Raw genomic sequence first — 25,493 nt, forward strand, 5'->3', positions numbered from 1 at the left:
CACCATTGTCCGAATGCGTCCGCCTTGAACAACTTTCAACACACTAAATAGCAACTTAAAAGAGGCCATTGCGAACTCATTTCCAGTCCGCAACGGCCTCCCCTTAAGGAGTTTTATTTACTTTCTTTCACGCTCTTAAATCGCCCCAAGAATCCGTCTGGCATTATCAATCCTCTCCTGCGTTGGAGGTTTCACGCCCTCCAGCGGATAAGGAATCCCCAGCTTTTCCCATTTAAAAATGCCAAGAGTATGATACGGAAGAACTTCCACGCGCTCAACGTTTTTCAGTGTATGGATAAAATCCGCCAGCTGGTGCAGATACTCATCCTTGTCACTGCCCCCCGGTACTAACACATGCCGGATCCAAACAGGCTTACCCATATCCGAAAGCTCACGGGCCATGGCAAGAATATTCGTATTGGTCTGCCCGGTAAGCTTCACATGCTCCTGCTCATTGATCTGCTTGATATCCAGAAGCAGAAGATCTGTATACTTCATCAGCTCCAGCCACTTAGAATGCCACGGCACCTTAGTCGTATAAGGATTTCCGCTGGTATCCAAAGTAGTATGGACTCCCGCTTCCTTTGCCTTACGGAAAAGCTCTGTGAGAAAATCCATCTGCAAAAGTGGTTCCCCGCCGCTCACCGTGATACCACCCTTATCTCCCCAGTAAGACTTAAACCGAAGTGCTGTCTTCAAAAGCTGATCCGTAGTGTACTCTTTTCCATCTGTCATATTCCAGGTATCCGGATTATGGCAGAACTGGCAACGCATAGCACAGCCAGAAAGAAAAATCACATATCTCACTCCAGGTCCGTCCACAGACCCGAAGCTCTCCAGAGAATGAACATAGCCTTTTAACATTTCTAATTCCTTTGCATTCATATTTATAAAAAGGACATGCAACCTCTAACATATATTGTATTGCATGCCCTTTTGTTTCGCCGATACTATTTTAAAATATCAGACTTACATTCTGTCGTGGCAGGTTCTGGCAATAACATCCAACTGCTGCTCTCTTGTCAGATCGATAAACTTAACTGCATAACCGGAAACACGGATAGTGAAGTTTGCATACTCCTCTTTTTCCGGATGCTCCATAGCATCGATCAGTTTCTCTTTGCCAAATACATTTACGTTCAGGTGATGTGCACCCTGGTTGAAATATCCGTCCAGTACATGTACCAGATTATCTGTACGCTCTTCATCACTATGTCCAAGAGCTTCCGGATTAATGGTCTGTGTATTGGAAATTCCATCCAGTGCATCCTCATAGTCAAGCTTTGCAACAGAGTTCAGGGAAGCAAGAAGTCCGTTCTGCTCTGCTCCGTAAGATGGGTTTGCTCCAGGTGCCAGAGGCTCTCCAGCCTTTCTTCCATCCGGAAGAGCTCCGGTAGCTTTACCATAAACAACGTTAGAAGTAATGGTAAGAATAGAAGTGGTTGGCTTGGAATCACGGTAGGTATGGATGTGTTTCAGTTTATCCATGAAGGTGGAAAGCAGATTTCTTGCAATCTCATCTGCTCTGTCATCATCATTACCATAGCGTGGGAAATCACCCTCAACCTGGAAATCAGTGGTAATTCCATCCTCATCACGGATAGCTTTTACCTTCGCATACTTAATAGCAGACAGAGAATCTACTACATGTGAAAATCCAGCAATACCTGTTGCAAAAGAACGCTCAACCTTGGTATCGATAAGCGCCATCTCAGCTGCCTCATAGTAATATTTATCATGCATATAGTGGATCATGTTCAGAGTTCCTACATACAGATGAGCCAGCCAGTCCATCATCTGGTCATATTTCTGCATAACCTCATCATAATCAAGATACTCGGAAGTGATCGGCTTGTACTCCGGTCCTACCTGAGTCTTTAACTTCTCATCCACACCACCGTTGATCGCATAAAGGAGGCATTTCGCAAGGTTTGCACGAGCTCCAAAGAACTGCATTTCCTTACCAGTCTCAGTAGCAGATACACAGCAGCAGATGGAATAATCATCGCCCCATACCGGACGCATAACATCATCGTTCTCATACTGGATAGAACTTGTTGTAACAGAAATATTAGCAGCATATTTCTTGAAGTTTTCCGGCAGCTTGGAAGAATAAAGAACAGTAAGGTTTGGCTCCGGAGCCGGTCCCATATCCTCAAGAGTATGAAGGAAACGATAGTCATTCTTGGTAACCATGTGGCGTCCGTCAACACCAATACCTGCAACCTCAAGAGTTGCCCATACCGGGTCACCGGAGAACAGCTGGTTGTAGGACTCAATTCTTGCAAATTTAACCATACGGAATTTCATTACCATGTGGTCAACAAGCTCCTGTGCCTCTTTCTCAGTGATCACGCCATTCTTAAGGTCTCTTTCAATATAGATATCAAGGAATGTGGAGATACGTCCAACACTCATTGCAGCACCATTCTGGGTCTTAATTGCTGCAAGATATCCAAAGTACAGCCACTGGAATGCCTCATGAGCATTCTTTGCAGGCTCTGAAATATCATAACCATAGACCTTTGCCATCTCTTTCATTCCTTTAAGAGCGCGGATCTGATCTGCGATTTCCTCACGAAGCTGGAAATCATAACGTCTCATACCCTGGCGGTCGCTGTCTGCAAAGTCTTTCTCCTTGCCTGCGATCAGAGCGTCAATACCGTACAGAGCCACACGTCTGTAATCGCCAACTATACGTCCACGTCCATAAGTATCCGGAAGTCCGGTAAGGATGTGGCTGTGACGTGCTCTTTTCATTTCTGGTGTATAAATGTCAAAAACGCCCTGGTTATGTGTTTTGAACTCATATTTTGTAAACATATCGTGGATCTGAGGATCTACCTTGTAGCCGTACATTTCGCATGCCTGCTCAGCCATTTTGATTCCGCCGTATGGCATAAATGCACGTTTCAGAGGCTTGTCTGTCTGAAGTCCTACAACCTTCTCAAGATTCTTTAGGTCTTCAGCAATATATCCTGGTCCGTATGCGGTCAGGCCTGTGACAACCTTTGTCTCCATGTCAAGCACACCATTGTTGGCACGCTCTGCTTTCTGCAGCTCCTGCAGCTTTCCCCACAGTTTGTCAGTAGCCTCGGTCGGGCCTTCCAGGAAAGAATCGTCTCCGTCATAAGGGGTATAATTGTGACGGATAAAATCACGAACGTTAATCTGTTCTTTCCAACGATTTCCTTCGAAGCCTTCCCACTGTGCAAAATCTTTCATTCTTGTACCTCTTTCTTTATTTTATAGTTCTCCGCGTATATTGAAGAATTGTTATTAGTTTAACGATTGTAGTATACGAGATTGTTATTTCTTAGTCAATCGGTTTGGGGAATGCTTTTAATAAAGTACAATTTATCTGGTAAAAAATGGATTTCCCTATATATAAGTCCTATATTATGTACTTTAATTCATTTTTCCATTTGTAAGCCCCATTTTCACTGTAGTAAATACAGAGAAATATTCTCGATATACTTTGTTAAATTTTATCAACTTAATTGAAGGGGGGCTATCGCTTAACGAATGAATTTTCGTGAAGCTCTCGATGGTCTTATCTGTATCGCCATGTTCAATGCCATCGCGGAGCGTGTTGCTGTGAACGAAGTGGACAATAACTTATACTCCTTTCTGCTTGCTAAAAATTTAAGTATTTGTTTTACTATTATCTTGTCATATGTTATCCTATTCTTACAACATTAAGGGGGAAACAAATGTAATGGAAAAGAAATCAAACCATTTTTCAGGACAGCTTGGTTTTGTCCTGGCTGCAGCCGGAAGTGCTGTAGGAGTGGGAAATTTGTGGAGATTCCCATACCTTGCCGCAAAGGACGGAGGCGGCTTATTTTTAATTATCTACCTAATTCTGGTACTAACCTTCGGATTTGCCCTTCTCACCTCTGATATTGCGATCGGACGGCATACACAGAAGAGTGCCATCGGAGCCTATACCCAGATGCGTCCCAGATGGAAGTTCCTGGGAATCCTTACCTTCCTTGTACCAGTGCTTATTATGACCTATTACGCGGTCATCGGCGGATGGATCACCAAATATGCAGTGGTATACATAACCGGTCAGGCACAGGCAGCTGCCTCAGATGACTATTTTACAGCCTTTATCACCTCTTCCACTTCACCGGTGATCTTCGCACTGCTTTTCATGGGTGTTACTGCTTTCATTGTATACAATGGCGTGGAAAAGGGGATTGAAAAAGTATCCAAATGGATGATGCCGGTCCTGCTAGTTCTGGTCGTAGTGATTGCAGTGTATTCTCTTACGATTTCACATACGGATGCTTCCGGTCAGCTTCGCACCGGCTTACAGGGATTTCTTTACTACCTGACGCCTGACCTTGAAGGACTGACTGTGCAGCGTTTTCTGCAGATTCTGCTGGATGCCATGAGCCAGCTGTTCTTTTCACTCAGTGTATCCATGGGAATTATGATCACCTACGGCTCCTATGTAAAACCTGAAGTGAACCTAAACAAAGCGATCAATCAGATTGAAATTTTTGACACAGGTGTTGCCTTTCTTGCAGGTGCCATGATCATCCCGGCTGTATATGTGTTTTCCGGCACTGAGGGAATGGGTGCCGGACCAAGCCTGATGTTTATTTCCCTGCCAAAGGTATTTTCTGCAATGGGAAAAGCTGGTACCTTCGTAGGAATCCTGTTTTTCGTAACTGCTATTTTTGCAACCTTGTCTTCCTGTATTTCCGTACTGGAATCTATTACTGCAAACTGCATGGAAATTTTTCATACCAGCCGTAAAAAAACAGTTCTTGTTTTATCTGTGATCTACCTTGCAGCTTCCGCAGTTATCGCTTTGGGATACAGTATTTTCTATGTGGAAGTGAAGCTTCCGAACGGTTCTGTAGGACAGCTTCTTGATATTATGGATTACATCAGCAACAGTGTTATGATGCCGTTTATTGCACTGCTTTCCACGATTCTCATCGGCTGGGTCGTAACGCCGGATTATGTGATTAGCGAAATGGAAAGAAGCGGGGATAAGTTCCGTAGGAAAAAATTGTACCGCGTCATGATCCGCTTTGTTGCGCCGGTTATGATGTTTATTCTGTTTTTACAATCTACAGGGATTTTATCTTAAACTGCAAAGCACGTTTGAGAAAGGCTTTTTGCAAGATGTGCCTCACAATTTTGGAAAGCTTATATTGCGCAAAAAACATCCAGCCTGCCATCGTTGTATGGAGACTGGATGTTTTTATAATTTGTAATTGTTTAGATACTGAAGCTTTATTAGTTTCTCACTGCCAGCGGTGTTCTGCCTCTTCGATTTCCTCAATAAACATTAAAAGGAAGCTGATGAGAAGCAGGATGCTGGATACCCAGATGGCTCTTTCGCCGTAAGCCATTGAAAGTCTGCCGCCAATTCCTGCGCCAATGGCAAACAGGAAAATAATGGCGAAGTAGCATAAGGCCTGACGAAGCAGGCGTGGCTTTCTTTCACGCATGTAAGCGGAAAGAGCGGCAGTGCCGCTTCTCAGATTTCCGATACACATGGTGCTGGCATAGGCATTTCCTTCAACCTTTCGGAAGGTCTGCACCTGAAGGGCGCAGGAGAAGGATACCAGGGTGGTGGCAAGCACGTTCAGGTTCCCTGGGATGAAGCCAACCAGAAACAGCAGGATGATCTCTACCAGAAGGATTCCCTGGCGCCAGTGAAGGCGTCTGGCATAGCGGAATTTTTCCTGAATGCGTTCCGCTAACAGAACTCCAAGAAAGAATGCGGTCAGGGGAATGAGATAATGCAATCCTGCTTTCACTTCGCCGTTCATAAACCGCTCACTCATCAGTACCACGTTTCCGGTCTGGGCGTTGGAGAAAACGCCATCGCGGGTAAAATAGGTATAGGCATCCTGAAATCCTCCTGACACTGCAAGGAATGCACTGTTTATGAATGCTTCTGAGGTCTGTACCCTTTTATGATGGTCCATAATAAGCTCCTTCTTTCGTCTTTTGTCTTTCGTATACATATCTTCAGATTATAGAATAAATAATGCTTTCTGTAAACATCTATTTTGATATGTGGAGTATATATATCTTATATGCCTGGAGCGTATTTGAAAAAGACTTTCTGCAGGATTTCCGTCACAATTATTAGTTTTCTTTATGTGCTTCCAGATACTCTTTTCTTCCCTCTTCATAAAGATTGTTGCCTTCGCTGTCAATAATGACTACAAGGGGCATATCTTCTACGTAAAGCTTACGGAGAGCTTCTGCACCCAGATCCTCGTATGCGATAAGCTCCGCTTTTTTGATACATTTGGCAAGAAGGGCGCCGGCACCGCCGATGGCTCCGAAGTAAACACCGTGATATTTTTTCATGGCTTCTACTACTTCAAGCAGACGCGCTCCTTTGCCGATCATTCCGCGGGCTCCTACAGACATCATGGTTGGTGCGTAGGCATCCATACGGCCGCTGGTAGTTGGTCCGGCAGATCCGATGACCTGACCTGGTTTTGCAGGAGTTGGACCTACATAATAAATAGTTGCATCTGTTGGATCAAAAGGAATCTTTTCGCCTTTTGCAAGAGCCTCACACATACGCTTGTGACCTGCGTCACGGGATGTGTAGATGGTTCCGGTAAGGAGAACCTGATCTCCTGCGTGAAGGGTTTTTGCCAGTTCTTCCGTCAGAGGCAGTGTAATATGTCTTCTTTCCATGATCAGATCACCTCCGTTTTGTGGCGGGTAACGTGGCAGTTGATGTTGACTGCACATGGCATTCCCGCAATGTGAGTAGGCATTGTCTCAATATTCAGGCCGATGGCTGTGGTCTTTCCTCCAAAGCCCTGTGGTCCGATTCCAAGCTTGTTTACTTTCTCCAGCATTTCGTCTTCCAGCTCTGCATAGTATGGATCCGGATTGTGGGAATCCAGAGGACGCATCAGTGCCTTCTTTGCAAGAAGAGCACATTTGTCAAAAGTTCCGCCGATTCCAACACCTACAACCATAGGAGGGCATGGGTTCGGACCTGCTGTCTCAACGACTTCCAGAATGAAATCCTTGATTCCCTGAAGTCCTGCAGATGGCTTGAACATACGGATCATACTCATGTTCTCACTTCCGAAGCCCTTCGGGCCAACTGTGATCTTTACTTTATCACCAGGAACGATTTCTGTATAGATCATAGCCGGTGTATTGTCTCCTGTATTTCCACGGCGTACAGGATCTTTTACAACAGATTTGCGAAGATATCCGTTTGTATATCCGCGGCGTACACCTTCATTGATGGCATCAGTAAGATCTCCGCCAACAAAGTGCACATCCTGTCCAATTTCAAGGAACACACATGCCATTCCTGTATCCTGGCAGATCGGTACATTTTCGTTATCTGCAATATCAAAATTCTCGATAATATTGTCAAGAATACCCTTGGCAATCTCTCCGTCTTCGCATGCGCGGCATGTTTTGATAGCGCATTTTACGTCTTCCGGAAGATGTTCGTTTGCTTCGATACAGAGTTTTTCGATGACGTCTGTAAGTCTGCTTACTTCTACTTCACGCATTTTGGTAAGCTCCCTTCTTTTATAATATTTATTTCATTTTTATCTCTGCTCGTGGCGGGCGTAGTTTGGAAGCAGTAATGGAGATACTTTATCGGTCTCTGCTCCTGCTGCTTTTAACTCTTTCTCATATGCGTAAATATGATCCAGGTTCATTTCTCCAAGCTCTACCTCTTTGCATTTTGCAGCAGCCTTTTTACCGGCATTTCTTCCGAATACGATTACGTCCAGAAGAGAGTTGCCCATCAGTCTGTTTCTTCCGTGGATTCCGCCTGCAGCTTCTCCTGCAACCAGAAGGTTCGGGATTTCTTTTGTAAATCCGTCTCCATCAATTTCCAGACCACCGTTCTGGTAGTGAAGAGTAGGATAGATCACGATCGGCACTTTTCTCATGTCAACGCCGTAGTTCATGTACATACGGAACATTGCCGGAATTCTCTTCTCAATAGTTCCCTCGCCTCCAAGGATCTCGATCATCGGAGTATCCAGCCATACACCTTTCAATCCGCCAGGAACTTCTACGCCACGGCCTTCCTCACACTCACGGATAACACCGGAAGCATTGACATCACGGGTTTCCAAAGGGTGAATATAGGCTTCTCCGTTTGCATTTACAAGCTGTGCGCCAACAGAACGGACCTTCTCTGTTACCAGCGCGCCAAGGATCTGTGACGGATAAATGGCACCAGTCGGATGGTACTGGATGGAATCCTGATAAAGAAGGGAAGCACCTGCTCTGTAACCAAGTACAAGACCATCTGCGGTTGCGCCGTAGTGGTTAGAGGTAGGGAATCCCTGATAGTGCATTCTTCCTGCTCCGCCGGTTGCAATGACAACGGTTTTTGCTCTTGCAACGGAGTAATCGCCGGTTTCCATGTTAAGAAGAACAGCACCTGCAGTCTGTCCTTTTTCATCTTTCAGAAGTTCTACAGCAGAAGTAAATTCTACTACCGGAATGCCAAGGTTCAGAACCTCGTCACGGATAGTACGCATGATTTCAGATCCGGAATAATCCTTTGCAGCATGCATTCTCTTTCTGGAGGTTCCGCCACCGTGTGTGGTGATCATGGTTCCATCGTCTTCTTTATCGAACTCAACGCCAAGATCATTCAGCCATTTAATTGCATCCGGAGCTTCCATTACAAGTCTCTTTACCAGCTCTGGTTTTGCAGCAAAATGTCCGCCGCCGAAGCAGTCCAGATAATGCTGTACAGGAGAATCGTTTTCTTTGTCAGCTGCCTGGATTCCGCCTTCTGCCATCATGGTGTTGGCATCACCGATACGAAGCTTGGTCACGATCATTACGTTGGCACCTGCATTGTGTGCTTCGATGGCACAGGATGAGCCTGCACCGCCGCCGCCGATTACAAGTACATCTACATCATAATCGATTTTGTTAAGGTCAATTTTTTCATTCAGAAGACGGCTTTCGGAGTGAAGCATTTCTGCCAGCTCCAGTGGTGCCTTCTGTCCTTTGTTTGGTCCTACTTTGATTTCTGCAAATGCATCCGGGTTATAGTCTGGATGGAATTTCTTAAGAAGAGCATCTTTCTCATCAGCGCTCAGACGTCTTGGCTCTGTTGCCATACGCTGTGCTCTTGTAGCCTCTACCTTTTTGATGGATTCCATCATATTTTCTGGATATGGTGCGTACATGTTTTTATGCCCTCCTTATTTCTCAATTTCTCTGTTGTTGTAAAGTTCTTCCATGTCTGTGATCGGTTTCTGCATGATCTGCTCGATCAGGTCATCATATTTACCTTCATGAATCTCTTCTACACGTTTTTCAAGATGCTCACTCTTAGGAGCAATGTATTTTCCTGTGAGACGTCTTGCAAGAAGGCCTACCATCGGATGGGAGATACCTGCCGGACATCTTACGGAACAGCATCCGCAGCTTACGCAGTCAAAGGATTCTTCTGCGCATTTCTCAAGCTCACCTCTCTGCGCATATGCGATGTACTGCATTACATTTAAGCCCTGGGTACATGCTTTTGTACACGCGTTACAGCCGATGCAGCTGTAAATTTCCGGGTAGAGCTCCATCATGACCTGCTGGTTTGGCTGAAGGTCTTCGATGTTGTAGAGTCTCTTGTCTGTAGGGAAGAACGGGATGCTTGCTACATACATGCCTTCCTGTACCTGTGTCTGACAGGCAAGACAGGTTTTCAGTTCGTTGTCGCCTTTGATTCTGTAGATTGTGGCGCAGGCGCCGCAGAAGCCGTGACGGCAGCCGCAGCCGCGTTTTAAAGTGTATCCGGCGTATTCCATGGCCGTCATAATGGTCAGGTCAGCTGGTACGGTGTATTTTTTACCGAAGAAATATACGTTTACCATATTTTCCATGTTGTGGGGTCCTTTCTTCTACTTATTCAACCCGTACGACTTGTGAAATGGGTATCCCGCATGTGCCCGTCGCAACGCTCTGCTGAACTAATCGCTAACTGCGACTAAGGAGTTCAGGAGAGCCTTCACTCCTAAGTCTTCGTAAGCGCTGGATTTCAGCGCCGCTAAAACCGCTCCTGAAATGGGCATCTTAGCGAGATACCCATTCCCCAAGTCTGTGTACTGGCAATAACTGATTCATTTATTCGAAAGTTTCTTAAGATTAAAAAGTTTAGTACTCGTCAGGTAATTGATCGATCTCGTCCATTCTAAAAACCGGACCATCTTTACATACGTACTTAGATCCGATATTACAACGTCCGCATTTACCAATACCGCACTTCATACGAAGCTCCAGTGTTGTATAAACCTGAGTTCTTGTAAATCCAAGCTCCTCAAGGCCCTGAAGTACGAATTTGATCATGATCGGCGGTCCACAGACTAATGCGACTTTGTTGGTATCAAAGCCGATTTCTTTTAAATAAGTCGGTACGAAACCTACATGTCCGTCCCAGCCTTCCTGCTCACGGTCGATGGTCAGATAGACGTTTACGTCTTTTGCATTCATCCACACTTCCTGGATCTCTTTTAATTTTACAAGATCGTCTGCGGAACGGGAACCGTAGAGGATGTCTACAGTGCCGTAGTCATCACGGTTGTCCAGCACGTAATTGATCACGGAACGAAGTGGTGCAAGACCGATACCTCCGGCGATAAAGAGAAGATTTTTGCCTTTCAACTTATCCTCTACCGGGAAATGGTTTCCGTATGGTCCACGGACTGTGATCTCATCTCCCACCTGAAGGCTGTGAAGATAAGAGGTCAGCTCACCACATTTCTTAATACTGAATTCCTGATACTCTTTATTTGTAGGAGAGGAAGTAATGGAAAACATACCTTCGCTTACACCAGGAGCACAAACCATGGCACACTGTCCAGGCATATGTTCAAAAAGCTTTCCTCCATCCGGTGCTGTTACACAGAATGTTTTTACATCCGGAGTCTCCTCATGAATATCTGTGATCACGCCAACCTGCGGGATCAGAGTATCCAGAGTATAATTTTTATGACAGGTACACTCGCTCATTACTTTTCACCTCCATGCTTTTCAAAAGCCTTGATCACCTTTACGATATTTAAAGATGACGGACATTTTTCCACGCAGCGGCCACAGCCTACACAAGAGTACATACCGTCGTTATTAGCAGGGAAATATACAAGCTTGTGCATAAATCTCTGACGGAATCTCTGCATCTGGCTGGTACGGTTATTTCCGTGAGCCATCATTGTGAAATCGGAATACATACAGGAATCCCAGCAGCGGTAACGCTTTACACCGTGTCCTGTGTCGTAATCCTTAATGTCGTAGCACTGGCAGGTCGGACATACAAAGGTACAGGTTCCGCATGCCAGACATGGTTTATATAAGGTCTCCCAGACAGGAGAATTAAACTTCTCATCTGTGGCGTTTCCATCCCAGCCTTCCAGGGAAAGATGGGTGTATGGAAGTTTTTCCACAATGGCTCTGATTGCCTCTTTTTCCGCATCCACTTTTACCTGATCGTCGTCGGCCGGGATAAGAAGTTCTTTTACTGCTTCTGTAAGAGCCTCTCCTTTTTCAGTAAGAGCTTTCCAGTAAAGGCTTCCCTCCACCATCCAGGCTGCTACATCGGCAATGCCTTTTACGTCGGCATCTGCTTCCGGATCTGCTGCATCTGTTCCAAAAACCTTACAGAAACAGGATTCCTCCGGCTCATGACAAGCCAGGGCAACGATAGTTCCATGGTCTCTTCTTGCTGCATAGAAAGTATCAACAGGATCAGCAAGAAAAACCTTATCCAGAACTGCAACCCCTTTTACATCGCAGGCCTTCATGCCAAATACAACGAACGGACGGCTTCTCAGCTCTTCCGGCTCTACGGTCAGCTTCTTTCCATCACGAACACAGGTGTAAAGTGTTTCGCTCTGTGGGAAAAAGGCATCTTTGCCGGATTTTACGGTTTTCAATGTCTCAAGGTCTGCCTCTTCTCCTTCATTCCAAAGGCCGAAGTTGGTCTGTCCTGCCTTTTTGATCGGAAGGATCAGATCCTGGCTTTCTGCGATTTTCCGGAATAATGCTTCCAGATTTTCTTTTTCAATCTTATACATACATTATCCCCTTTCTGCCACTACACCTGGCTCTACATCATCAAATGTAAAGCTGGTCAGCGGGCCTTTAGACTCTGCATCAGCTCCTGCCTGATATTCACCGTAGAAGGTATCAATATCTTTGATGAACTTACGGTTAAACAGATGAAGCGGAATCCCCTGCGGGCAGACACGGCTGCACTCACCGCAGTCTGTACATCTTCCTGCAACGTGGAATGCACGGATAATGTGGAACATTTTTTCTTCAAAGGAATCCACATTTGCCTTCTGTGCACTGTCAAACTTGGTGCTGTCGAACACACATTTACGGCAGCTGCAGGCCGGACATGCATTACGGCATGCATTACAGCGGATACATTTACTAAGCTCCTTCTGGAAAAATGCGAAGCGCTCTTCCGGGCTCATCTTCTCAATTTTCTCCACCTCTGCAAAACGGTCTGCATCCTTTGTATCCTTGGATTCGCCGATGATCTCGTCGTAGATCATGTGCTCTTTTCCTTTGCATACATGGCAGCGCTCCAGCATTGCATCCTTGTAAGCGACTGTTTTGTCACCATAGATTGTGGAAATGTTAAGTTCTTCACAATCATCGGTAAGCTCAGCGCCGGAAATGCTCTGGATTCCCTTGATGCCCATTTTACGAAGCTTCTCCACATCCAGCTTGCCTTTACAGCCAACACCGATAATGTAGGCTTTTTCACGGTCTACACGGTGCTCCTTGATCAGCTGGTTGAAGCTGTAGGTATCACAAGGCTTCAGACAGACAAGAGTTTTTCCCTCTAATTTGGAAGCCTCGATCATCATTTTACTTAAATTCTGTCCGCAGAAACCATTGTAGACAAATTCGTCCAGGCTTTCTGCAGTTTCGAAATATGCTGCTTCCGGATTGTAAGGCAGGTCTCCGGCTTTCCAGCCAAGAACACGTGTTACGGTTCCATCAGCCAGCAGTTCTTTTGCACGAGCGATCAGTTCCTGCATCTTAAATCCTCCAATCTGACGTTTTTACCCAGAGAATGGATTTTTTCCACAAATTCATTCATGGTCTGGGAGAATTTTACACCTTCTGCGGCAGATACCCACTCAACACGGGTACGGCCATTTTCCACACCAATGAAGTCCAGCATGGAGAAAAGAAGTGTCATACGTCTTCTCGCATAATAGTTTCCGGTTGTGTAGTGGCAGTCTCCCGGATGGCAGCCGCACATGATCACGCCGTCAGCACCTTTTTCGAAGGCACGGAGGATGAACATTGGATTTACACGGCAGGAGCATGGTACGCGGATGATCTTTACATCAGCCGGATAAGAAAGACGGCTGCTTCCTGCAAGGTCTGCACCTGCGTAGCTGCACCAGTTACAGCAGAATGCCACGATCTTCGGTCTGAATTCTTCTTTTGCTTCTATCGACATATTGCATCTACCTCCGCTAAAATCTGTCTGTTGGAGAATCCCTGGAGATCCATTGCTCCGGACGGGCAGGTTACGGTACATGCACCACAGCCCTGGCAAAGAGCATTGTTTACAACAGCAATTCTTCTTGTCTCACGGATTCCGTGGTCATTTACCTGTTTTTCCTCATAGGAAATCGCACCATACGGACACACATTTGCACACTGGGAGCATCCGTTGCAAAGAAGCTCGTCAGAATGTGCGGTACATGGGTTGGTGGTCAGCTTGTCTTTTGCAAGAAGGCCGATTGCCTTTACTGCTGCTGCGCCAGCCTGTGCAACTGTCTCCGGAATATCCTTTGGTCCCTGGCAGACACCGGAAAGGAAAATACCAGCTGTAGGGGACTCTACCGGACGAAGCTTTGCATGTGCTTCTGTGAGGAAGTTGTTGGTATCAATACTTGCGGTAAGCATAGTTGCAATTTTTCTTACATCCTTGTTTGGCTCGATGGCAGCTGCAAGAACTACCATATCAGCCTCCATAAGAATCTGTTTATTTTCAAGCAGGTCAGAAGCCTGAACCATAAGAGTTCCATCTGGCTGTGGGATTACCTTTCCAACCTGGCCTTTTACATAATTTACACCGTAATCTTCAACAGCTCTTCTGTAGAACTCATCGAAGTTTTTGCCTGGAGTACGAACGTCAATGTAGAAAACAGTTACATTTGTATCCGGGTATTTGTCACGGATCAGCATTGCATGTTTTGCAGTGTACATACAGCAGATCTTGGAGCAGTAGCTCTTTCCTCTTTCATCAGAGCAACGGCTTCCCACACACTGTACAAATACAATGTTTTTCGGAGCTTTTCCATCGGAAAGTCTCTCAAGATGCCCCTTTGTAGGTCCTGCTGCATTCATGATACGCTCAAGCTCAAGAGAGGTGATAACGTCCTTACTCTGGCTGTAAGCGTACTCATCATATTTATCCAGCGGAATCACGTCAAAACCGGTTGCAACCACGATTGCACCATATTTCTGTGTAACGATCTCATCCTTCTGCTCATAATCAATTGCACCTGCGGCACAAACCTTGGAGCAGACACCGCATTTTCCGGTTTTAAATTTGGTACAATGCTCGCGGTCGATTACCGGAACATTTGGGATAGCCTGAGCGAACGGAATGTAGATAGCACTTCTGTTGTTCAGACCGCGGTTAAATTCGTTTGGATTTTTCTTGGACGGACATTTCTCAGAACAAACGCCGCATCCGGTACATTTGCTCATATCCACGCTTCTTGCTTTCTTGCGGATATCAACGGTGAAGTCACCTACAAAGCCGCTTACCTTCTCAACTTCACTGTATGTATAGATGTTGATTTTCTCATGTGCTGCTGCCTCTACCATTTTCGGTGTAAGGATACATGCGGAGCAGTCCAGAGTTGGGAAGGTCTTGTCCAGCTGGGACATTCTTCCACCGATACTTGGAAGCTTCTCCACAATATCAACCTCATAACCAGCCTCTGCAATGTCAAGGGCTGACTGGATTCCGGCAATACCTCCGCCGATTACAAGAGCACGTTTGGTTACAAGGCTCTCGCCTGGCTGAAGAGGAGCATCCAGATTTACTTTTGCGATTGCGGCTCTTGCAAGGATCACTGCCTTTAAGGTAGCCTCTTCCATATCCTTGTGGATCCAGGAGCAATGCTCACGGATATTGGCAATCTCTACCATATATGGGTTTAATCCCGCTTTCTGTGCTGCCTTTCTAAAGGTAGCCTCATGCATACGCGGGGAACAGGAACAGACTACGATTCCTGTCAGATTTTTTTCATGGATGGCGTTAATGATCTTGGCCTGTCCTGCTTCGGAGCACATGTACTGATAATCTTCCGCATGAACAACGCCTGGCTCTTTTGCTGCCATCTCTACTACTTTTTTTACATCAACTGTGGCTGCAATATTGGTACCACAATGACATACGAATACACCTATTCTCTGCACCTGTTTTTCACCTCCTGTATCTTCTGAATGCACTTACCAGCAGCTGCTGCGGTGTGTCTTCATCAAGCAGCTCCGGAATTTCGTCTGCGGTCAGATAGTTCTGCCCACGCTCGCGGACAACCAGCTGTCTGGCTGCATCGATCAGTTTTCCCGGTTTAACATCTCTTGGACAGCGTTCTACACATGCAAAGCAGGAGAGGCATTTCCATAAGGATTTTGACTGTGCAAGAGCTTCAATGTCGCCGTTCTGTACATAAGTTACAAACTGGTGAGGCTTGATATCCATCTCGTTAAATGCAGGACAGGTTGCGGAGCATTTGCCGCATTTCATACATTTCAGGGGATTTACTCCGGAAATTTCTTTGATTCGCTCTGCTGCATTCTGGGTATTTCCATATGTATAAGCCATTACTTCGCCACCTCCTCTTTTACTCCGAGAGCTTCTGCAAGAAGTTCTGTAAAATAGTAAACAGGAAGATCGCCGTTTCCGTTCTTTTTCAGGTTATACATGCAAAGTGGACAGGCTGTGATCAGCATATCTGCTTCAAAGCCCTTTGCACTGTCCATGATCTTTTCACACATATTCTGTGCCATTTCTTTTTCTTTCAGGGAAATGTAGCCGCCGCAGCACTCATTGCGGTATGGGTATACCACAGGCTCTGCGCCAAGGGCACGGATGAAGTCTTCCATAATGGTGGGATTCTCCGGATTATCAAATGCCATGATCTTTCCTGGTCTTAAAAGAAGGCAGCCATAATATGCACCGATTTTTTTGCCAGTTAAAGGATTTACCACTTTCTTTTTGATCTCATCAAATCCAACTTCATCACGGAGTACTTCCAGATAATGAAGGACATTTGTCTCTCCTTCATATGGAGTATCCAGTTTCAGATAATTATTTGCTCTGGTGCGGATGTCGTCCACGTTTTTCATGTCGTCGTTCACACGTTTGAGCACATGATGACAGGCTGAACAGACTGTGATCAGATCCTGTCCTTTTTCTTTTGCGTCATTTAAAGCCCGGATGGAAGAAAGTTTGGTGGCAATCTCATCGCTGCCAAGAGGATATACGCCGCCGCAGCACTGCCAGTCTTCTATCTCTTCCATTTCGAAGCCCAGTGCTTTTGCAGAAGCTCTGGCATAGGCATCCAGATCTTTTGCCTTATTCTTCAGGGTACATCCTGGATAATAACTGTACTTCATGCTTCTTGTTCCTTTCTTGTCACTGTTCACTAAATGTGCTTTTCTAAATTCACATATGTAAACAGCAGCTATTTGGGTTGCTTTCGCAAAGTGGAACCCGACTTACCGCTTTCCACGATAGAAGCCGGGATGTCTTTGCTGGTATAGTTAAATATAAAGTCTTGTGCTCTGCACTGGGAATTGATTTTTCTGGTAAAATGCAGACAACAAAACCTGGTCCTTACAGTTCGATCTGTGCGATTACTTCTTTCAGGGCATCAGCACTCTTTTTCAGCAGTGCAACTTCTTCTTTATTCATACGCATCTGAACTTTTCCCTGGATTCCATTTGGTCCTACAAGAGTAAGGGTACTCAGGCACACATCTTCAATCCCATACTCACCGTGAAGCATGGAGGATACAGTTGCAAGGGAATCGGAAGCTGCCAGGATCAGACCTACCAGCTGGCAAACGGTAGCAGATACTGCGTAGAAGGTTGCACCTTTCTTTGCAATAACTTTTCCGCCGGATTTCTGTACATATTCCAGCATGGCTTCTTTATCCAGAGGTTTCACATCCTTGCCGTGAGCTTTCATTTCTTCATAATACTCATCTGTGCTGAGACCGGAAATGTAAGCGCCTGTCCATGGAATGAAGGAGGTGTCTCCGTGCTCGCCAAAAACATAAGCGTGGATATTTCCCTGGGCTACTTTGAAGTGCTCGGAAAGTCCATAGCGAAGTCTTGCTGTATCAAGAATAGTTCCGGATCCCATGATCTGATTCTCCGGAAGACCGGAAATCTTGGTAAATACATAGGTCATAATATCTACCGGGTTGCTTACGATAATATACTTTGCGTCTGGAGCTTCTTTTACGATCTGAGGAGTGATGCTCTTCAAAATGTTTACGTTTGTCTGAGTAAGCTCAATTCGTGTCTGTCCTGGTTTACGGGCGATTCCGGAAGTAATGATCACGATGTCTGAATCTTTGGCATCTGCGTAATCTCCGGCCACCAGAGATACAGGGCTTCTAAAGCAGGTTCCCTGCTCAATGTCCATAACCTCTCCTTCAACCTTCTCCTTGTTGATGTCGATCAGAACAATCTCGGAAGCGATCTCATCGTGTGCCAGTGTGTAAGCGATAGTGGAGCCAACGCTTCCAGCTCCGATAATGGTAATTTTGCTGCTCATAAAAAACTCCTTTCATGGGGGTTGTGGAATTTTGTCAACTTTTCCCTCTGTTTTGTCACTTTTTCGTGGGATTGGTTGGTTTTCCCTGTGTGATGTCCTTTGTTTCTTGTTTATTTTTTAACAATCACAGTTAGAAAAAAAGCGGGTAAAAACTTTATTTTCTGCCTTGTGACATGGCCTAAACCAGAAACACAGAGAATTTTCTTCCTGTTTTCCTGGTTCAAGTCATGTCACTATGTGTTTCTTGACAAACAATTCTCAACAAAAGGACTTTTCCCTCTTCGTCTCCGCATAAAATATTGGTTTTCTCCGCTCTCATTAAGATACCACAATGACAATCTTTTAACAACTATTTTTTTAAATTTTTATCATTATTTTGGGGCTTCTACATATTGCATAAATATAGGGGCTCTGTTTTGTATGATTTTATGTAGGTTACTTCTGTAAATCCCATTGTCCCCAGATTGGCGTCTCCCTTTTTCAGATATGCATTAATTTCCTTATTATTTACAATTTTCTGGTACTTCAAGTAGATCAGTTCTCCTTTTTAGCTTTTTTCTCAAGATAATTATAAGGAAAAAAAAGCAGGTTGTTGTCTCGGACATGTAAAATTTTGTTTAAATTTGAGAAGAAGAAAGCATCTGTCAGTTACGATTCGACAGATGCTTTTTTCTAAAGCATGTTTAAAAAATTATATATCTCACCAATGCTTTTTTCCTACCCGAATCAGCAGGCGTACAGCTTCACAATATTCTTCAGATTCTCCACAGCATAATCCATTCCTTCAACGGTAATGTGTTCGCATGGTCCGTGGAAGGCATAGCCGCCGGTTCCAAGGTTCGGACAGGGCAGTCCCATGAAGGAAAGCCTTGCGCCATCTGTGCCGCCGCGGATTGCAACTGTCTTAGGATTCAGCCCGGACTGCTGGACGGCTTTCTTGGCGTTATCGATCAGGTGCATGCAAGGCTCGATCTTCTCTTTCATGTTGCGGTACTGTTCTTTGATGATGAGGGTTACGGTACCTTCGCCGTATTTCTCGTTGAGAAGCTTGACGATATGTCTCATCAGCTCCTGGCGGCAGGCGAACATGGCGCTGTCGTGGTCACGGATAATGTAGTCAAGGCTTGCAGAAGACACATCTCCGCTCATTTCACAGAGATGGAAAAATCCCTCATACTCTTCTGTGTTCGCTGGGGTATCTCCTGCCGGAAGCATGTTATTGAACTCCATGGCAACCAGGGCTGCATTGATCATGGTGTTCTTACTGCTGCCCGGGTGTACAGAAAAGCCTTTGATCTTTACTTTCGCACCTGCGGCATTGAAGTTCTCATACTCGATCTCATTCTCCGCACCGCCATCTACAGTATAGGCAAAATCTGCTCCAAAGTCTTCTACATCGAAGAAGTCTGCGCCGCGGCCCACTTCTTCATCCGGGGTAAAGCCGATACAGATTTTTCCATGAGGAATGTTCTCTGTGATCACCTGCTCTGCCATAGTCATGATCTCAGCCACACCAGCCTTGTCATCTGCACCAAGAAGGGTGCTTCCGTCGGTGGTGATCAGGGTTCTTCCTTTTAAAGATGCCAGATGTGGGAAATCTTTCAAGGTAAGAGCATATTCACTGTCTCCCAACTTTACATCACCGCCGTCGTACTCCGGGATGATCTGTGGATTTACGTTTTCTCCGGAGAAATCAGGTGCTGTGTCCATATGTGCGATAAAGCCGATGGCTGGTTTCTCTTCCAAGCCTTCTGTAGCCGGGATCACGCCATAAACATAGCACTTGTCATCAATGCGCACGTCCTGAACCCCTATTTTTTTCAGTTCCTCTGCCAGCTGGTTTCCCAGGTCAAACTGACGGCTGGTGGATGGCACGTTCTCCTGCTCATCCTCGCTTGTGGTATATACTTTCACATAATTTAATAAACGTTCGTATGCACGCATTTTTGCTTTTCTCCTTCTCATGTATTCTTTATTTTCAAGCAGCTCGGCTAAATAATTTTACAGCTCTTCCAGTTTCTCCAGTTCCCCGCCAAATGAAGTATCCATACATTCTTCAAAAGACGCTTCCTTCTTCATCTTCTCCAGTGCCACTCCCGCCTTCTTTACAGTCTGCACCGTTCCGGCACCTGCTATGCAGCCGCCAGGACACGCCATGCCTTCCAGCAGATATCCGTTGTATTTCCCTGCTTTGGCTGCCATCAGCATCTTTTTACACTCCTGAAGTCCGTTAGCACTGACTACCTTCACCTCGCGATCCGGATCCATTCGCTTTACAGCTTTCACAACTGCGGCTGCCACACCGCCGCTAACAGCGAAGCCACGACCGTCACTACTGGCCTGGGTAAGAGGCTCTTCCTCCGGAAGGCTGGCGAAATCAACGCCCTTGGCATCAAACATGCCTTTCACCTCTTCAAAGGTGAGAACGAAGTCCACATAGCTTCGAACCGATTTACGGCTTGCCTCCAGCTTCTTGGCTGCACATGGTCCTACAAACACGATCTTGCAGTCTGGCTCTTCCTGCTTCAGAAGTCTGGCAGTCAGTACCATGGGAGTAAGCGCCATGGAAATGCAGTTGGCAAGCTGTGGAACCGTCTTTTTTGCCATAACAGACCATGCCGGGCAACAGGAGGTTCCCATAAACGGAATTTTCTCCGGCACTTCCTTCATGAAGTCCTTAGCCTCCTCAATGGTGCAAAGATCTGCACCCACAGCCACTTCCTTAATATCCGTAAATCCAAGCGCCTTAAAAGCTCCCCGAAGCTGGGTATTCTTCAATTCCGGTTCAAACTGACCTGCCACAGCCGGCGCTACAATGGCATAAACTGGTGTATCACTTTTTAATGCCATAATGGTCTGATAAATCTGTCCCTTATCTACAATGGCACTGAACGGACAGCTTACCAGGCACATTCCACAGGAAACACACTTGTCATAGTCGATCTCTGCTCTGCCATACTCGTCTGAATGGATGGCATTCATTCCACAGGCCTTGGCACACGGACGCTCCTGCTTGATAATGGCATTATATGGACAGGATTCCAGACACTTTCCACATTTGATGCATTTCTCCTGATTGATCACAGACCGCCCGTTTTCCATGTGGATAGCCTGCTTGGGACAGACCTCCTGACAAGGATGTTCCAGACAGCCCTGGCAGCCCTCTGTGACAATCACACGCTTCTCCGGACAGGAGTTGCAGGCGAATTTAATAATATTGATAAGGGGCGGCTCATAATATTTCTCTTCGATCAAGCTGGCTTCTACGCCCTTGGAAATTGGCGCATGCTCGGAAATGTTTCGAAGAGGCAGTCCCATTGCCACACGCAGTCTCTCTCCTACGATAGCTCTCTCCAGAAAAATACTGTCACGATATGTTGCAATCTCTCCTGGAAGAATTTTGTACGGAAGATCATCCATCTCTTTCTCAATGTCGCCCTCATAGGCAAGCCGGGCAATTTCAGTAAAAATCTGGTGTCTGATTTTTGTCTTTGATGAGTATAGTCCTCTCATTCTTTTTCTCCTTATGCTGTAGTATTTTGCACCAGCCAGATTTTACCGCAATCAATCTAACTGTCTTTATAAAGTTTTCTTTCTCCGCTTTTTTAAATAGTTGATATAAATTCATCAAGTATTTATTATACCACCTATCATACAAAAAAATTATAATTTAAGCAAATCTTTTTCCAATTTCTTTTCCTGGAGCATGTATGAAAAAGGCTTTCTTTTAGTGTGTTGAAAGTTGTTCAAATGTGTCCCTCCTGAAGAACTTTTCACCCTCCCAACACATTAAATAAGAAATGCACGCAAAAAAAGACACTGTACAGATTTCTCCACACAATGTCTTTCTTCAAAATTTTCACATAAAATAGTATTTCATCCACCTATCTGGCAATCCAGATCACAGACAGAATGTACTGCTTTTTTCAAAAGTTCCATATGCTCTGGTTCTGGAGGAAGTATCTCCGGCAGCTTGTATTCTCTTCCAAGCCAGTCGTACTTATCCTGTCCCAGACGGTGATAAGGAAGAAGGTGAATCTTCTTCACACCTGGCAATGTAGATGCAAAGGAAGCAATAGACTTGATTTCCTCCACACTGTCATTGAACGTTGGAACGACAGGTACACGAATCACCAGATTGGTCTGGCCAGAAAGAGCTACCTTTCTGGCGTTCTCCAGAGCCAGTCCATTGGGCTTGCCTGTAAACTGCTTATGCTTCTCCTGATTGGTATGCTTGATATCCATCAGGTAAGTATCCAGATAAGGCAGTACCATCTCTATATTTTTCCAGGGAACACAAGCCATACTCTCGATAGCTGTATTAATTCCACGCTCTTTCGCTGCGCGAAGAAGGTCACGGGCAAATTCCGGCTGGCAAAGACATTCGCCACCGGAAAGTGTCATTCCACCGCCGGAGCGGTAGTAATATGGACGATCCTTCTCTACCAGTTCGATCATCTCGCGGACAGTTACGTCTCGTCCCATGGTCTTCACGCCGTCTGGAGTTTTCATTGTCTGGATCTTATATTCCTGGGATTCCGGATTGCAGCACCACTGGCATCTGAGCACACAGCCTTTCAAAAACACAATGGTACGGATTCCAGGACCGTCATGGATGGAATAACGCTGGACGTCGAAAATACGCCCTGTAGTGTCTAAATATTCCATAGATATCTCCATTATACGGAAGTGTCAGCAGACTTCTCTTAACGAAGCCACCAGCAATTCCATTTATATTTTTCGCAGAAAGTTTCCATTCACAGCCACACTTATCATCTCGCTAAGAAGTGAGCTATGGGGCAATTATAACTCTCCTGCATAAGAGTCTGCTGACTTTCGTTTTAGAATCCCTGCTCAGTTCTTCTGATAATGTCATCCTGCAGAGATTTGGAAAGTGTGGTAAACAGTGCACTGTAACCAGCCACACGTACAACCAGATGCTTATAGTTCTCCGGATGTGCCTGTGCATCGAGCAGGGTCTCTCTGCTTACAACATTGAACTGCATATGCATTCCCTTCTGATCGAAATAGGAACGAATCAGTGCAACAAACTTCTCAAGGCCCTCACGTCCGGAAAGTGCTGACGGATGGAATTTCTGATTGAACAAAGTACCATTGGATACGATAAAGTGATCCAGTTTTGCAACAGAGCTTGCTGCTGCAGTAGGTCCGTTCACATCCTTGCCTGCGGATGGGGAAACACCATCTGCAACCGGAGTATGTGCATATCTTCCATCTGGTGTAGCACCAGTCTGTCCGCCAAGGGGTACGTTTGCAGATACCGGATAAAGTCCTGCCTGGTACTGTCCGCCTCTTGGGTTCTTAAAATTCTGTAACGGTCTTGTGTATGTGTAAGCTACGTCTCTTGCGAAGTAGTCAACCTCCGGAATGTCATTTCCGAATTTCGGAACTTCTGCGATCATATCGTGGATTTCCTGATATCTTGCCATCTTCTCAGGTGCCATCTGGGCATTCATAACAGATTTCAAAACTGCAGCTGCTGTATCCGCATCAACCTTGGCACCGCTCTCGGTCATCTCTCTTAGGATGCCGGTTGTGATCTCTTTCACAGACTGCTCATCCAGGCCTTTACCATAGTTCCATGCAAGAGCTTCTTTCAGCTCCTCCATTGTAAACTTCTTCTCCTGGTAAACCAGCTGGCGAATCGCATAGAGGGAATCTGCCATGTTTGCAATACCAAATCCCTGGGGACCGGTAAAGTTATAAACTGCGCCGCCTTCCTGTACAGTCTTTCCACGGGCGATACAGTCATCGATCATACTGGAAAGGAATGGAAGCGGGCAACGCTTTGCATGTGCTACGTCGATGGCATTATCTGCATTTACAAGAAGGGAGATGCAGTATTCCATCTGTTTCTTGTAAGCATCGTAAAACTCATCGAAGGTTTCCATCCGGGTAACATCGCCGGTAGGAATACCAACCATCTCACCCTGATCCATACCATTGCCAAATACAAGTTCCAGCGGACGGCACATATTAAAGAATGCTGCATCATGCCATCCCTCTGTCTTACCTGCTTTCTGTGGCTCTACGCAACCGATGATATTATACTCACGGGCATCTGCAAGGGAAAGTCCTCTGTTCTGCAGTGCCGGGATGATTACCTCGTCGTTATAATAAGCCGGAAGTCCGATACCCGTTCTGGTAAGCTCTGCTGCCTTGATCAGAAGGTCATGAGGAGAACCATTCCATACACGGATGGAAAGGGACGGAGCCGGAAGATGTACATGCATGGATGCCTCAATACACATAAAGGAAAGGTCATTGGTCACATCATTGCCATCTTTATCCTGACCTCCTACGATCAGGTTCTGGAACAGACTGTAGCCTGCGAATCCTTCTGCGGAAGCAGCATCACGGACTTTATTCAGGTCATTTAATTTTACCCAGATGCAATCAAGAAGCTCCTGGGCTGCTGTTCTGGTAATCGCGCCGCTCTCAATATCTTTCTTATAATAAGGATACATATACTGGTCGAAACGTCCTGGGGAAATGGAATGTCCGCTAGACTCCATCTGGAGAAGCTGCTGCACAAACCAGAAAGACTGACACGCCTCCCAGAAATTGGTAGCTCCCTTCGCCGGAACCTTGCTGCAATTGGATGCAATCACAAGAAGCTCTGCTTTACGCTGTGGATCTGTACATTTCTCTGCCATTTCAAGGGCAAGCTTTGCATATCTGTCTGCATAATCAATCACTGCCTGGCAGCTCATGATAACTGCTTCCAGGAAACGGGAACGCTCTGCGTAATCTCCATCCCCCACATTGCATTTATCCAGCTCAGCCTGTGCTTTCGCCATAATGCCTTCGTATCCGATTTCAAGAACTTCCCAGTATTTTACGGTAACATGTCCTACACCATTATAGAAATAGTTACCCGGGGTGAAGATATTATGGTCGATCGCGCGAATTGCTTCCGGTGCCATGTAAGCAGTTGCCAGCTCACTGGTGGTTTTGCCCTTCCAGTATTTATGAGCTTCCCGAAGGTCTGCCTTGGCCTGCTCTGAGATATAGAACGGATCGGCAGTTCTGGTAGCAACCGTATCCAGCTCGTCTTCCAGCCACTGGAATGAGAATTCCGGGAATGTCTGACATCCTCTTGGTGCAATGGAGTTACTTCCCACGATCAGTTCCTCATCACGGATGATGATCGGAATATTATGTAAAATGTGGGCAAAAGCTTTCGCTCTTCTGGTAATGATCGGCTGGTCTTCGGTCTCCTTATAGGACTCTGTGATCAGCTTCGCTCTGTAAGATTCGATTTCCGGCATCTTGGCATAGAGATGATCTACCAGACGGGTAATTCTGGAAGATTTGGGAATCTCACTTGAATTGTATTTTTCCATGGTTCTCCTTTCTCATGGATGTCCCGGCATATGAAATAATATTCTGTATCTCCAAAACACAATATTCTCTCTGTCGGCAACATAAATGTCCGTTGTTCCATGACATAGTTTTCTATGCTCATTATACGTCATTCACTATGCGATGTCAACATAATTCAACACTAGTTTTGTTGTTTTAGTTGGTGTTTTTGGTTTGTTTTTGTGGTTTTTCGTTGTTTTTATTAAGATACCAGATTAAACAAAAAGCGTTTTCCGATTTTCATATTTTGATTTCGGAAAACGCTTTTCAAATTATATCTCCACAC

At 45.5% G+C, this 25,493-nt stretch carries 21 protein-coding genes; 1 reads left to right on the top strand and 20 read right to left on the bottom strand.

Annotated features, from left to right (window positions below):
- Nucleotides 1–135 precede the first annotated feature (135 nt).
- Together pflA and pflB are read right to left on the bottom strand one after the other, a co-directional pair.
- Nucleotides 136–864: a pyruvate formate-lyase-activating protein gene (pflA, locus tag LIZ66_RS15675; RefSeq protein ID WP_118578234.1), complete on the bottom strand. Its 729-nt coding sequence runs from the start codon at nucleotides 862–864 to the stop codon at nucleotides 136–138.
- Between the two features lie 105 nt (nucleotides 865–969).
- The gene (gene pflB / locus LIZ66_RS15680) at nucleotides 970–3,225 is read right to left on the bottom strand and encodes a formate C-acetyltransferase (RefSeq protein ID WP_173770987.1); all 2,256 of its coding nucleotides are present in this window, start codon (nucleotides 3,223–3,225) and stop codon (nucleotides 970–972) included.
- Nucleotides 3,226–3,718: 493 nt separating this feature from the next.
- Between pflB and LIZ66_RS15685 the strand changes: the two genes are divergently transcribed.
- Complete coding sequence (locus LIZ66_RS15685; RefSeq protein ID WP_173769350.1) at nucleotides 3,719–5,110, top strand: sodium-dependent transporter; 1,392 nt, start codon at nucleotides 3,719–3,721, stop codon at nucleotides 5,108–5,110.
- Nucleotides 5,111–5,267: 157 nt separating this feature from the next.
- Here the strand turns inward: LIZ66_RS15685 and LIZ66_RS15690 are convergent, their stop codons facing one another.
- The 18 genes from LIZ66_RS15690 to LIZ66_RS15775 form a co-directional block, all read right to left on the bottom strand.
- Nucleotides 5,268–5,957 carry a YoaK family protein gene (locus LIZ66_RS15690; RefSeq protein WP_118578147.1) on the bottom strand — a complete coding sequence of 230 codons (690 nt, stop codon included), beginning with the start codon at nucleotides 5,955–5,957 and terminating at the stop codon, nucleotides 5,268–5,270.
- 163 nt (nucleotides 5,958–6,120) lie between these two features.
- Entirely contained in the window at nucleotides 6,121–6,687 is a 567-nt protein-coding gene (locus tag LIZ66_RS15695; protein ID WP_173770989.1) for a Fe-S-containing hydro-lyase, read from the bottom strand.
- 2 nt (nucleotides 6,688–6,689) lie between these two features.
- Nucleotides 6,690–7,532, bottom strand: coding sequence for a fumarate hydratase (locus LIZ66_RS15700; protein ID WP_173736135.1), 843 nt, complete (start codon nucleotides 7,530–7,532; stop codon nucleotides 6,690–6,692).
- Nucleotides 7,533–7,571: 39 nt separating this feature from the next.
- Nucleotides 7,572–9,185: an FAD-dependent oxidoreductase gene (locus tag LIZ66_RS15705; protein ID WP_118578144.1), complete on the bottom strand. Its 1,614-nt coding sequence runs from the start codon at nucleotides 9,183–9,185 to the stop codon at nucleotides 7,572–7,574.
- Nucleotides 9,186–9,200: 15 nt separating this feature from the next.
- Nucleotides 9,201–9,875 (bottom strand): 2Fe-2S iron-sulfur cluster-binding protein, encoded by a 675-nt coding sequence (locus LIZ66_RS15710; protein ID WP_118578143.1) that lies wholly within the window; start codon nucleotides 9,873–9,875, stop codon nucleotides 9,201–9,203.
- A 271-nt stretch (nucleotides 9,876–10,146) separates the two neighbouring features.
- Nucleotides 10,147–11,001, bottom strand: coding sequence for an FAD/NAD(P)-binding protein (locus LIZ66_RS15715; protein ID WP_021924662.1), 855 nt, complete (start codon nucleotides 10,999–11,001; stop codon nucleotides 10,147–10,149).
- Nucleotides 11,001–12,062 (bottom strand): 4Fe-4S dicluster domain-containing protein, encoded by a 1,062-nt coding sequence (locus LIZ66_RS15720; RefSeq protein ID WP_227201029.1) that lies wholly within the window; start codon nucleotides 12,060–12,062, stop codon nucleotides 11,001–11,003. The genes LIZ66_RS15715 and LIZ66_RS15720 overlap by 1 nt, the downstream gene beginning before the upstream one ends.
- A 3-nt stretch (nucleotides 12,063–12,065) precedes the next feature.
- Nucleotides 12,066–13,040 (bottom strand): 4Fe-4S dicluster domain-containing protein, encoded by a 975-nt coding sequence (locus LIZ66_RS15725; protein WP_227201030.1) that lies wholly within the window; start codon nucleotides 13,038–13,040, stop codon nucleotides 12,066–12,068.
- Nucleotides 13,028–13,471 (bottom strand): hydrogenase iron-sulfur subunit, encoded by a 444-nt coding sequence (locus LIZ66_RS15730; RefSeq protein ID WP_118578139.1) that lies wholly within the window; start codon nucleotides 13,469–13,471, stop codon nucleotides 13,028–13,030. The genes LIZ66_RS15725 and LIZ66_RS15730 overlap by 13 nt, the downstream gene beginning before the upstream one ends.
- The gene (locus LIZ66_RS15735; RefSeq protein ID WP_173718187.1) at nucleotides 13,462–15,450 is read right to left on the bottom strand and encodes a CoB--CoM heterodisulfide reductase iron-sulfur subunit A family protein; all 1,989 of its coding nucleotides are present in this window, start codon (nucleotides 15,448–15,450) and stop codon (nucleotides 13,462–13,464) included. Before LIZ66_RS15735 ends, LIZ66_RS15730 begins: the two co-directional genes overlap by 10 nt.
- Before the next feature lie 7 nt (nucleotides 15,451–15,457).
- Nucleotides 15,458–15,859, bottom strand: coding sequence for a 4Fe-4S dicluster domain-containing protein (locus tag LIZ66_RS15740; protein WP_118578137.1), 402 nt, complete (start codon nucleotides 15,857–15,859; stop codon nucleotides 15,458–15,460).
- Nucleotides 15,859–16,653, bottom strand: coding sequence for a CoB--CoM heterodisulfide reductase iron-sulfur subunit B family protein (locus LIZ66_RS15745; RefSeq protein WP_173718188.1), 795 nt, complete (start codon nucleotides 16,651–16,653; stop codon nucleotides 15,859–15,861). Before LIZ66_RS15745 ends, LIZ66_RS15740 begins: the two co-directional genes overlap by 1 nt.
- A 220-nt stretch (nucleotides 16,654–16,873) precedes the next feature.
- A complete protein-coding gene (locus tag LIZ66_RS15750; protein ID WP_148461088.1) occupies nucleotides 16,874–17,821 on the bottom strand; it encodes an L-lactate dehydrogenase in 948 nt (315 codons plus the stop codon).
- Between the two features lie 385 nt (nucleotides 17,822–18,206).
- Nucleotides 18,207–18,350: a hypothetical protein gene (locus LIZ66_RS15755; protein WP_173718189.1), complete on the bottom strand. Its 144-nt coding sequence runs from the start codon at nucleotides 18,348–18,350 to the stop codon at nucleotides 18,207–18,209.
- Between the two features lie 197 nt (nucleotides 18,351–18,547).
- Entirely contained in the window at nucleotides 18,548–19,765 is a 1,218-nt protein-coding gene (gene pepT / locus LIZ66_RS15760) for a peptidase T (protein WP_148461087.1), read from the bottom strand.
- 57 nt (nucleotides 19,766–19,822) lie between these two features.
- Nucleotides 19,823–21,334: a 4Fe-4S dicluster domain-containing protein gene (locus LIZ66_RS15765; protein ID WP_173718190.1), complete on the bottom strand. Its 1,512-nt coding sequence runs from the start codon at nucleotides 21,332–21,334 to the stop codon at nucleotides 19,823–19,825.
- A gap of 363 nt (nucleotides 21,335–21,697) precedes the next feature.
- On the bottom strand, nucleotides 21,698–22,489 hold the full coding sequence (locus tag LIZ66_RS15770) for a glycyl-radical enzyme activating protein (protein ID WP_173716021.1): 792 nt from the start codon (nucleotides 22,487–22,489) through the stop codon (nucleotides 21,698–21,700).
- 173 nt (nucleotides 22,490–22,662) lie between these two features.
- Nucleotides 22,663–25,188, bottom strand: coding sequence for a glycyl radical protein (locus tag LIZ66_RS15775; RefSeq protein ID WP_227201031.1), 2,526 nt, complete (start codon nucleotides 25,186–25,188; stop codon nucleotides 22,663–22,665).
- Nucleotides 25,189–25,493: the final 305 nt, after the last annotated feature.

The organism is Blautia faecis (assembly GCF_020554845.1).
Classification (GTDB): Bacteria; Bacillota; Clostridia; order Lachnospirales; family Lachnospiraceae; genus Blautia_A; species Blautia_A faecis.

What these genes read in the sequence shown, in the direction of transcription:
- LIZ66_RS15765 (WP_173718190.1), bottom strand. Translation starts at nt 21,334, where the DNA reads ATGAGAGGACTATACTCATCAAAGACAAAAATCAGACACCAGATTTTT.
- LIZ66_RS15750 (WP_148461088.1), bottom strand. Translation starts at nt 17,821, where the DNA reads ATGAGCAGCAAAATTACCATTATCGGAGCTGGAAGCGTTGGCTCCACT.
- LIZ66_RS15690 (WP_118578147.1), bottom strand. Translation starts at nt 5,957, where the DNA reads ATGGACCATCATAAAAGGGTACAGACCTCAGAAGCATTCATAAACAGT.
- LIZ66_RS15715 (WP_021924662.1), bottom strand. Translation starts at nt 11,001, where the DNA reads ATGAGCGAGTGTACCTGTCATAAAAATTATACTCTGGATACTCTGATC.
- LIZ66_RS15740 (WP_118578137.1), bottom strand. Translation starts at nt 15,859, where the DNA reads ATGGCTTATACATATGGAAATACCCAGAATGCAGCAGAGCGAATCAAA.
- LIZ66_RS15705 (WP_118578144.1), bottom strand. Translation starts at nt 9,185, where the DNA reads ATGTACGCACCATATCCAGAAAATATGATGGAATCCATCAAAAAGGTA.
- LIZ66_RS15745 (WP_173718188.1), bottom strand. Translation starts at nt 16,653, where the DNA reads ATGAAGTACAGTTATTATCCAGGATGTACCCTGAAGAATAAGGCAAAA.
- LIZ66_RS15685 (WP_173769350.1), top strand. Translation starts at nt 3,719, where the DNA reads ATGGAAAAGAAATCAAACCATTTTTCAGGACAGCTTGGTTTTGTCCTG.
- LIZ66_RS15725 (WP_227201030.1), bottom strand. Translation starts at nt 13,040, where the DNA reads ATGCAGGAACTGATCGCTCGTGCAAAAGAACTGCTGGCTGATGGAACC.
- LIZ66_RS15720 (WP_227201029.1), bottom strand. Translation starts at nt 12,062, where the DNA reads ATGTATAAGATTGAAAAAGAAAATCTGGAAGCATTATTCCGGAAAATC.
- LIZ66_RS15770 (WP_173716021.1), bottom strand. Translation starts at nt 22,489, where the DNA reads ATGGAATATTTAGACACTACAGGGCGTATTTTCGACGTCCAGCGTTAT.
- pepT (WP_148461087.1), bottom strand. Translation starts at nt 19,765, where the DNA reads ATGCGTGCATACGAACGTTTATTAAATTATGTGAAAGTATATACCACA.
- LIZ66_RS15730 (WP_118578139.1), bottom strand. Translation starts at nt 13,471, where the DNA reads ATGTCGATAGAAGCAAAAGAAGAATTCAGACCGAAGATCGTGGCATTC.
- pflB (WP_173770987.1), bottom strand. Translation starts at nt 3,225, where the DNA reads ATGAAAGATTTTGCACAGTGGGAAGGCTTCGAAGGAAATCGTTGGAAA.
- pflA (WP_118578234.1), bottom strand. Translation starts at nt 864, where the DNA reads ATGTTAAAAGGCTATGTTCATTCTCTGGAGAGCTTCGGGTCTGTGGAC.
- LIZ66_RS15700 (WP_173736135.1), bottom strand. Translation starts at nt 7,532, where the DNA reads ATGCGTGAAGTAGAAGTAAGCAGACTTACAGACGTCATCGAAAAACTC.
- LIZ66_RS15710 (WP_118578143.1), bottom strand. Translation starts at nt 9,875, where the DNA reads ATGGAAAATATGGTAAACGTATATTTCTTCGGTAAAAAATACACCGTA.
- LIZ66_RS15775 (WP_227201031.1), bottom strand. Translation starts at nt 25,188, where the DNA reads ATGGAAAAATACAATTCAAGTGAGATTCCCAAATCTTCCAGAATTACC.
- LIZ66_RS15695 (WP_173770989.1), bottom strand. Translation starts at nt 6,687, where the DNA reads ATGGAAAGAAGACATATTACACTGCCTCTGACGGAAGAACTGGCAAAA.